Origin of the sequence: Burkholderia sp. E168m23 (genome assembly GCF_016586125.1) — a bacterium.
GTDB lineage: Bacteria > Pseudomonadota > Gammaproteobacteria > Burkholderiales > Burkholderiaceae > Burkholderia > Burkholderia orbicola.
Genome location: NZ_BCPP01000284.1, coordinates 1 through 7,207 on the forward strand (window position 1 = coordinate 1; position 7,207 = coordinate 7,207).

The window sequence follows — 7,207 nt, forward strand, 5'->3', positions numbered from 1 at the left end:
ATCGGTCGCGCGAACACGACGCTCACGCTCGTGATCTTCCTGCTGATCTTCGCGTTCCAGATCGGCGTCGGCGCCGTGCTGTCGCACTGGCCGGCGGTCGACGGCCGTTATCCGGCCGCCGCGCACTTCACCGCCTGGGGCGTGCTGCTCGCGCTGCAGCTCGCGAGCGCGATCTGGTACGTCTGGCCCACGCGCGGCGCTGGCCAGGCGCACTGATCCGGCGGTACGCTGATAGGTACGGCGGCCGCGAAAACAGGGCCGCAGCACGGTGCGCTGCGCCCGCCGCTCGCGGCGCGCGCATGATCGGACGGCCATATCAATTGAAGATAGGGCCATTTTCAGGCTATAATTTGAAAGTTTGTGCTGATCAACCTCGCACCCTAGCGCCTACCTCATTCATCCCGTTCATCCGCCGCACGCCGCCTGCCGGGCGATGCCGCGAAGCCTCGTGCGCCACGCGCCGGGTTCGCGTCTCGACAACGCAGGCCGCGTCCAGCTAGCGACCACGCGCGCCCACGCAGCGCGGCGCTCGCGCGGCAGGGTAAACAGGTCGGCAGCAGGGTGTTCCCCAAGGAGCCTCCCGTGTTGCCGTCTTTTTCTCCCGCCTTGCTTGCACTCGCCGACGGCACGGTCTTTCGTGGTTATTCGATCGGGGCCGAAGGCCATACGATCGGCGAAGTCGTGTTCAATACCGCGATCACCGGCTATCAGGAAATCCTGACTGATCCGAGCTACTCGCGCCAGATCGTCACGCTCACCTATCCGCATATCGGCAACGTCGGCGTCAACGCCGAAGACGTCGAAGCCACGAAAGTCCATGCCGCCGGCCTGATCATCCGCGATCTGCCGACGCTCGCATCGAACTTCCGCATGGACCGCACGCTCGGCGACTATCTGCGCGACGAAGGCGTCGTCGCGATCGCCGGCATCGATACCCGCAAGCTGACCCGCATCCTGCGCGACAAGGGCGCGCAGAGCGGCTGCATCCTGACGGGCTCCGACGACGAAGCGAAGGCGATCGAGCTCGCGCGCTCGTTCGAGGGTCTCGCCGGCATGGATCTCGCGAAGGTCGTGTCGACCACCAAGCCGTTCGAGTGGAAGCAGACGGAATGGCGTCTCGAAGGCGGCTACGGCATGCAGGAAGCGCCGAAGTACCGCGTCGTCGCGTACGACTTCGGCGTCAAGTACAACATCCTGCGCATGCTCGCGGAGCGCGGCTGCCACGTGACGGTGCTGCCGGCCCAGGCGAGCGCGGAAGATGCGCTCGCGCTGAATCCGGACGGCATCTTCCTGTCGAACGGCCCCGGCGACCCCGAGCCGTGCGATTACGCGATCGCGGCCACCAAGGCATTCATCGAGCGCGGCGTGCCGACCTTCGGCATCTGCCTCGGCCATCAGATCATGGGTCTCGCGGTCGGCGCGAAGACGCTGAAGATGAAGACGGGCCACCACGGCGCGAACCATCCGGTGAAGGATCTCGGCGACGGCCGGGTCGTGATCACGTCGCAGAACCACGGCTTCGCGGTCGACGCCGATTCGCTGCCGGCCAACGCGCGCGTGACGCACGTGTCGCTGTTCGACGGCACGCTGCAGGGCTTCGAGTTGACCGACAAGCCGGCGTTCTGCTTCCAGGGCCACCCGGAAGCGTCGCCCGGCCCGCACGACATCGGCTATCTGTTCGACCGTTTCACCGCGCTGATGGACGCGGCGAAGCAGCGCAACGCCTGAGTCACTGACGCAACCGAAGAACGGGAGATTCACATCATGTTCGGCCACGCACTCGGCATCACGGATATCTGGACCTACGTGTTCGGCGTGATCTTCATCATCCTGCTGCCGGGGCCGAACTCGATGTACGTGCTGTCGCTCGCCGCGCAGCGCGGCGTGAAGGCCGGCTATCGCGCGGCGTGCGGCGTGTTCGTCGGCGATACCGTGCTGATGGTGCTGTCCGCCGCGGGCGTCGCGTCGCTGCTGAAGGCGAACCCGCTGCTGTTCTCCGTCGTCAAGTACGGCGGCGCCGCCTACCTGCTGTACATCGGCACCGGGATGCTGCGCGGCGCGTGGAGCAAGCTGCGCGCGCGCGGCGATGCGCCGGTCGAGGCGCCGCAGGCGGTCGACGGCGAGCGGCCGTTCCGGAAAGCGCTGATCGTGAGCCTGCTGAATCCGAAGGCCATCCTGTTCTTCATCTCGTTCTTCATCCAGTTCGTCGACCCGGCATTCCCGCATCCCGCGCTGTCGTTCGTCGTGCTCGGGGCGATCGCGCAATGCGCGAGCTTCCTGTACCTGAGCACGCTGATCTTCGCGGGGGCGCGGCTCGCCGAGCACTTCCGCCGCCGCCGCAAGCTCGCGGCAGGTGCGGCGAGCAGCGTGGGCGGCCTGTTCATCGGTTTCTCGGTGAAGCTGGCGCTGGCGACCATGAGCTGAGCGCCGCCGGCCGACCCACGACAACGATTACTTATTGAATTCACAAGCCATGCCAAAACGCACAGACATCAAGAGCATCCTCATCATCGGCGCCGGCCCGATCATCATCGGCCAGGCGTGCGAGTTCGACTATTCGGGCGCGCAGGCTTGCAAGGCGTTGCGTGAGGAGGGCTACAAGGTCGTTCTCGTCAACAGCAACCCGGCGACGATCATGACCGACCCGAACACGGCCGACGTGACCTACATCGAGCCGATCACGTGGGAAGTCGTCGCACGCATCATCGAGAAGGAGCGCCCGGACGCGATCCTGCCGACGATGGGCGGCCAGACCGCGCTGAACTGCGCGCTCGACCTGCACCACCACGGCGTGCTCGAGAAGTTCGGCGTCGAGCTGATCGGCGCGTCGCCGGAAGCGATCGACAAGGCGGAAGACCGCCAGAAGTTCAAGGAAGCGATGACCAAGATCGGTCTCGGTTCCGCGAAGTCGGGCATCGCGCACTCGATGGAAGAGGCGACCAAGGTGCACGCCGAGATCATGGCGGAGACGGGCGGCAGCGGCTACCCGGTCGTGATCCGTCCGTCGTTCACGCTCGGCGGTTCGGGCGGCGGCATCGCGTACAACCGCGAAGAGTTCGAGGAGATCTGCAAGCGCGGTCTCGACCTGTCGCCCACGCGCGAGTTGCTGATCGAAGAGTCGCTGCTTGGCTGGAAGGAATACGAGATGGAAGTCGTGCGCGACCGCGCCGACAACTGCATCATCGTCTGCTCGATCGAAAACCTCGACCCGATGGGCGTGCACACCGGCGACTCGATCACGGTAGCGCCTGCGCAGACGCTTACCGACAAGGAATACCAGATCCTGCGTAACGCATCGCTCGCGGTGCTGCGCGAGATCGGCGTCGACACGGGCGGTTCGAACGTGCAGTTCTCGATCAACCCGCGGGACGGCCGCATGGTCGTCATCGAGATGAACCCGCGCGTATCGCGTTCGTCGGCGCTCGCATCGAAGGCGACCGGCTTCCCGATCGCGAAGGTCGCCGCGAAGCTGGCGGTCGGCTACACGCTCGACGAGCTGAAGAACGAAATCACCGGCGGCCAGACGCCGGCGTCGTTCGAGCCGACGATCGACTACGTCGTCACGAAGATTCCGCGTTTCGCGTTCGAGAAGTTCCGCGAAGCCGATTCGCGCCTGACCACGCAGATGAAGTCGGTCGGCGAAGTGATGGCGATCGGCCGCACGTTCCAGGAATCGTTCCAGAAGGCGCTGCGCGGCCTCGAAGTCGGTGTCGACGGCCTCGACGAGAAGTCGACCAACCGCGACGAGATCGCGATCGAGATCCACGAGCCGGGTCCGGACCGCATCTGGTACGTCGGCGATGCGTTCCGCATCGGCATGACGGCCGAGGAAATCTTCGCGGAAACCGCGATCGATCCGTGGTTCCTCGAGCAGATCGAGCAGATCATCCTGAAGGAAAAGGCGCTGTCGGGCCGTACGCTCGCGTCGCTGACGTTCGACGAGCTGCGCTACCTGAAGCAGAGCGGCTTCTCCGACCGCCGCCTCGCGAAGCTGCTCGGCGCGACGCCGGAAGACGTCCGCAAGCGTCGCGTCGAACTGAACGTGCGCCCGGTCTACAAGCGCGTCGACACGTGCGCGGCCGAGTTCGCGACGAAAACCGCCTACATGTACTCGACCTACGAGGAAGAGTGCGAGGCGCAGCCGACCACGAACAAGAAGATCATGGTGCTGGGCGGTGGCCCGAACCGGATCGGCCAGGGCATCGAGTTCGACTACTGCTGCGTGCACGCGGCGCTCGCGATGCGCGAGGACGGCTATGAAACGATCATGGTCAACTGCAACCCGGAAACGGTGTCGACCGACTACGACACGTCCGACCGCCTGTACTTCGAGCCGCTGACGCTCGAGGACGTGCTCGAGATCGTCGACAAGGAAAAGCCGGTCGGCGTGATCGTCCAGTACGGCGGCCAGACGCCGCTGAAGCTCGCGCTCGACCTCGAGGCGCACGGCGTGCCGATCGTCGGCACGTCGCCGGACATGATCGACGCGGCCGAAGACCGCGAACGCTTCCAGAAGCTGCTGCAGGACCTCGGCCTGCGCCAGCCGCCGAACCGCACCGCGCGCGCCGAAGACGAAGCGCTCGCGCTGGCCGACGAAATCGGCTACCCGCTGGTCGTGCGTCCGTCGTACGTGCTCGGCGGCCGCGCGATGGAAATCGTCCACGAGCCGCGCGACCTCGAGCGCTACATGCGCGAGGCCGTGAAGGTGTCGAACGATTCGCCGGTGCTGCTCGACCGCTTCCTGAACGACGCGATCGAGTGCGACGTCGACTGCATCTGCGACGGCGAAGCCGTGTTCATCGGCGGCGTGATGGAGCACATCGAGCAGGCGGGCGTCCACTCGGGCGATTCGGCATGCTCGCTGCCGCCGTACTCGCTGTCGAAGGAAACCGTGGCCGAGCTGAAGCGCCAGACGGGCGCGATGGCGAAGGCGCTGAACGTGGTCGGCCTGATGAACGTGCAGTTCGCGATCCAGCAGGTACCGCAGGCGGACGGCTCGAAGCAGGACATCATCTACGTGCTGGAAGTGAACCCGCGCGCGTCGCGCACGGTACCGTACGTGTCGAAGGCGACCAGCCTGCCGCTCGCGAAGATCGCGGCGCGCGCGATGGTCGGCCAGAAGCTCGCGCAGCAGGGTGTGACGAAGGAAGTCGAGCCGCCGTACTTCAGCGTGAAGGAAGCGGTGTTCCCGTTCGTCAAGTTCCCGACCGTCGATCCGGTCCTCGGGCCTGAAATGCGCTCGACCGGCGAAGTGATGGGCGTCGGCCAGACGTTCGGCGAAGCGCTCTTCAAGTCGCAGCTCGCGGCCGGTTCGCGCCTGCCGGAGTCGGGCACGGTGCTGCTGACCGTGATGGACGCGGACAAGCCGAAGGCCGTCGAAGTTGCGCGCATGCTGCACGACCTCGGCTACCCGATCGTCGCGACCAAGGGCACGGCTGCCGCGATCGAAGCGGCCGGCGTGCCGGTGAAGGTCGTGAACAAGGTGAAGGACGGCCGTCCGCACATCGTCGACATGATCAAGAACGGCGAGATCGCCCTCGTGTTCACGACGGTCGACGAGACGCGCCAGGCGATCGCCGATTCGCGCTCGATCCGCATGAGCGCGCAGGCGCACAAGGTCACGTACTACACGACGATGTCGGGCGCGCGCGCGGCAGTTGAAGGCTTGCGCTACCTGAAGGATCTGGAAGTCTATGATTTACAAGGTCTTCACGCTCGCCTAAACTAAGCGGTCAGTTACCTGTCGAAGCAACACGTGCCGCGATTAGGCGGTGTTTCCAGTGCATCGGAAGCGCGCTTAATCGCGGTGATTTTTTTTATAGCCGTTTTTAGCGATTGAGCCGTTTATGAGCACCATTCCGTTGACAAAGCGTGGCGCAGAGCAACTGCGCGATGAATTGCAGCGCCTCAAGTCCGTCGAGCGGCCGGCCGTGATCAACGCGATCGCGGAGGCCCGCGCACAGGGCGATCTGTCCGAAAACGCCGAATACGACGCAGCGAAGGAAAAGCAGGGCTTTATCGAGGGCCGCATCGCGGAACTCGAATCCAAGCTGTCCGCCGCGCAAATCATCGATCCCACGGTGCTCGACGCCGATGGCCGCGTGGTGTTCGCCGCGACGGTCGAACTCGAGGATCTCGAGTCGGGCGACACCGTCAAGTACCAGATCGTCGGCGACGACGAAGCCGACATCGATCACGGCCTGATCTCGGTCAGCTCGCCGATCGCACGTGCGCTGATCGGCAAGTCCGAAGGCGACGTCGCGGCCGTGCAGGCGCCGAGCGGCGTGCGCGAGTACGAAATCATCTCGGTCAGCTACATCTGAAGCGGGGCGACGTGATGCCGCATCGCGTGTTCCGTCTGCTGTCGGCCGTATGGGTCGGCAGCCTGCTGACGATCGGGTATGCGGTCGCGCCCGTATTGTTCAAGACGCTGGAACGGATGACGGCCGGTTCGGTCGCCGCCCAGCTGTTCCGTATCGAGGCGATCCTCGGCGTCGTGTGCGGCGTGCTGCTGCTCGCGTTGTCGAATCAGCAGGTGCGGCGCGGCAGCAGCGAGTATCGCCGCGTGCGCTGGATCGTCGCCGCGATGGTCGTATGCGTGCTGGTCGGGTATTTTGCGCTGCAGCCGTTCATGAACGCGCTGCGCGTGGCCGCGATGGATGCGGGCACCGATATCGCGAATTCGCCGTATGCGAGCCGCTTCGGGATGCTGCACGGCGTTTCGAGCGTGTTCTATCTCGTCGAAAGCGTGCTGGGGCTGATGCTGATCTGGCGTCTGCCGGCGCGCGACGCCTGAGCGCTCGTCGTTGCGCGTTGCGCAACGACGGGGCAGGGCGGCACGGGAATCCGTGCCGCACCGGCGTGTTACTTGTCCTGGAACGGCCGCTTGGTGCTGGCCTGGCGCTTTTTCGCACGCTTCACGGTGCCGCCTGCCGTCACGCGTTCGTTGCCGCGCACCGTGACCTTCACCGGCCTCGGACGGCGCACGGGGCTCGCGTTCGGCGACACCTTGACGACCTTCACGGTGCGCGGGGCGCGGCCTTTCTTGTCGTCGGCGGCTTCTGCCGCGCTGGGCAGCGCACCGGCACGACGGCCGCGGGCCGGGGCTGCTGCGGCTTCGGGCCTCCAGATCACCAGCAGCTTGCCGATATGCTGAATCGGGGCCGCGTTCAAGCGGTCGCAGATATCGTCGTAGATCGCGATCCGT

The 7,207-nt window shown here is 65.5% G+C and carries 5 protein-coding genes and 2 pseudogenes; 6 read left to right on the forward strand and 1 reads right to left on the reverse strand.

Annotated features, from left to right (window positions below; all coding sequences use genetic code 11):
• The 6 genes and pseudogenes from JMF90_RS16295 to JMF90_RS16320 form a co-directional block, all read left to right on the forward strand.
• Window positions 1-216 (forward strand): annotated as a pseudogene (locus tag JMF90_RS16295) (MFS transporter); the annotation flags it as partial.
• A 366-nt stretch (window positions 217-582) separates the two neighbouring features.
• Window positions 583-1,728 carry a glutamine-hydrolyzing carbamoyl-phosphate synthase small subunit gene (carA, locus tag JMF90_RS16300; RefSeq protein WP_023475510.1) on the forward strand — a complete coding sequence of 382 codons (1,146 nt, stop codon included), beginning with the start codon at window positions 583-585 and terminating at the stop codon, window positions 1,726-1,728.
• Window positions 1,729-1,764: 36 nt separating this feature from the next.
• Window positions 1,765-2,424 (forward strand): leucine efflux protein LeuE, encoded by a 660-nt coding sequence (gene leuE, locus JMF90_RS16305; RefSeq protein WP_011545084.1) that lies wholly within the window; start codon window positions 1,765-1,767, stop codon window positions 2,422-2,424.
• 49 nt (window positions 2,425-2,473) lie between these two features.
• Window positions 2,474-5,728, forward strand: coding sequence for a carbamoyl-phosphate synthase large subunit (gene carB / locus JMF90_RS16310; RefSeq protein ID WP_011545085.1), 3,255 nt, complete (start codon window positions 2,474-2,476; stop codon window positions 5,726-5,728).
• Between the two features lie 118 nt (window positions 5,729-5,846).
• Window positions 5,847-6,323, forward strand: coding sequence for a transcription elongation factor GreA (greA, locus tag JMF90_RS16315; RefSeq protein ID WP_006476345.1), 477 nt, complete (start codon window positions 5,847-5,849; stop codon window positions 6,321-6,323).
• A 14-nt stretch (window positions 6,324-6,337) separates the two neighbouring features.
• Window positions 6,338-6,796, forward strand: a complete 459-nt coding sequence (locus JMF90_RS16320; RefSeq protein ID WP_006497614.1) for a DUF4149 domain-containing protein — start codon at window positions 6,338-6,340, stop codon at window positions 6,794-6,796.
• A 68-nt stretch (window positions 6,797-6,864) separates the two neighbouring features.
• Here the strand turns inward: JMF90_RS16320 and JMF90_RS16325 are convergent.
• Window positions 6,865-7,207 (reverse strand): annotated as a pseudogene (locus tag JMF90_RS16325) (RNA-binding protein); the annotation flags it as partial.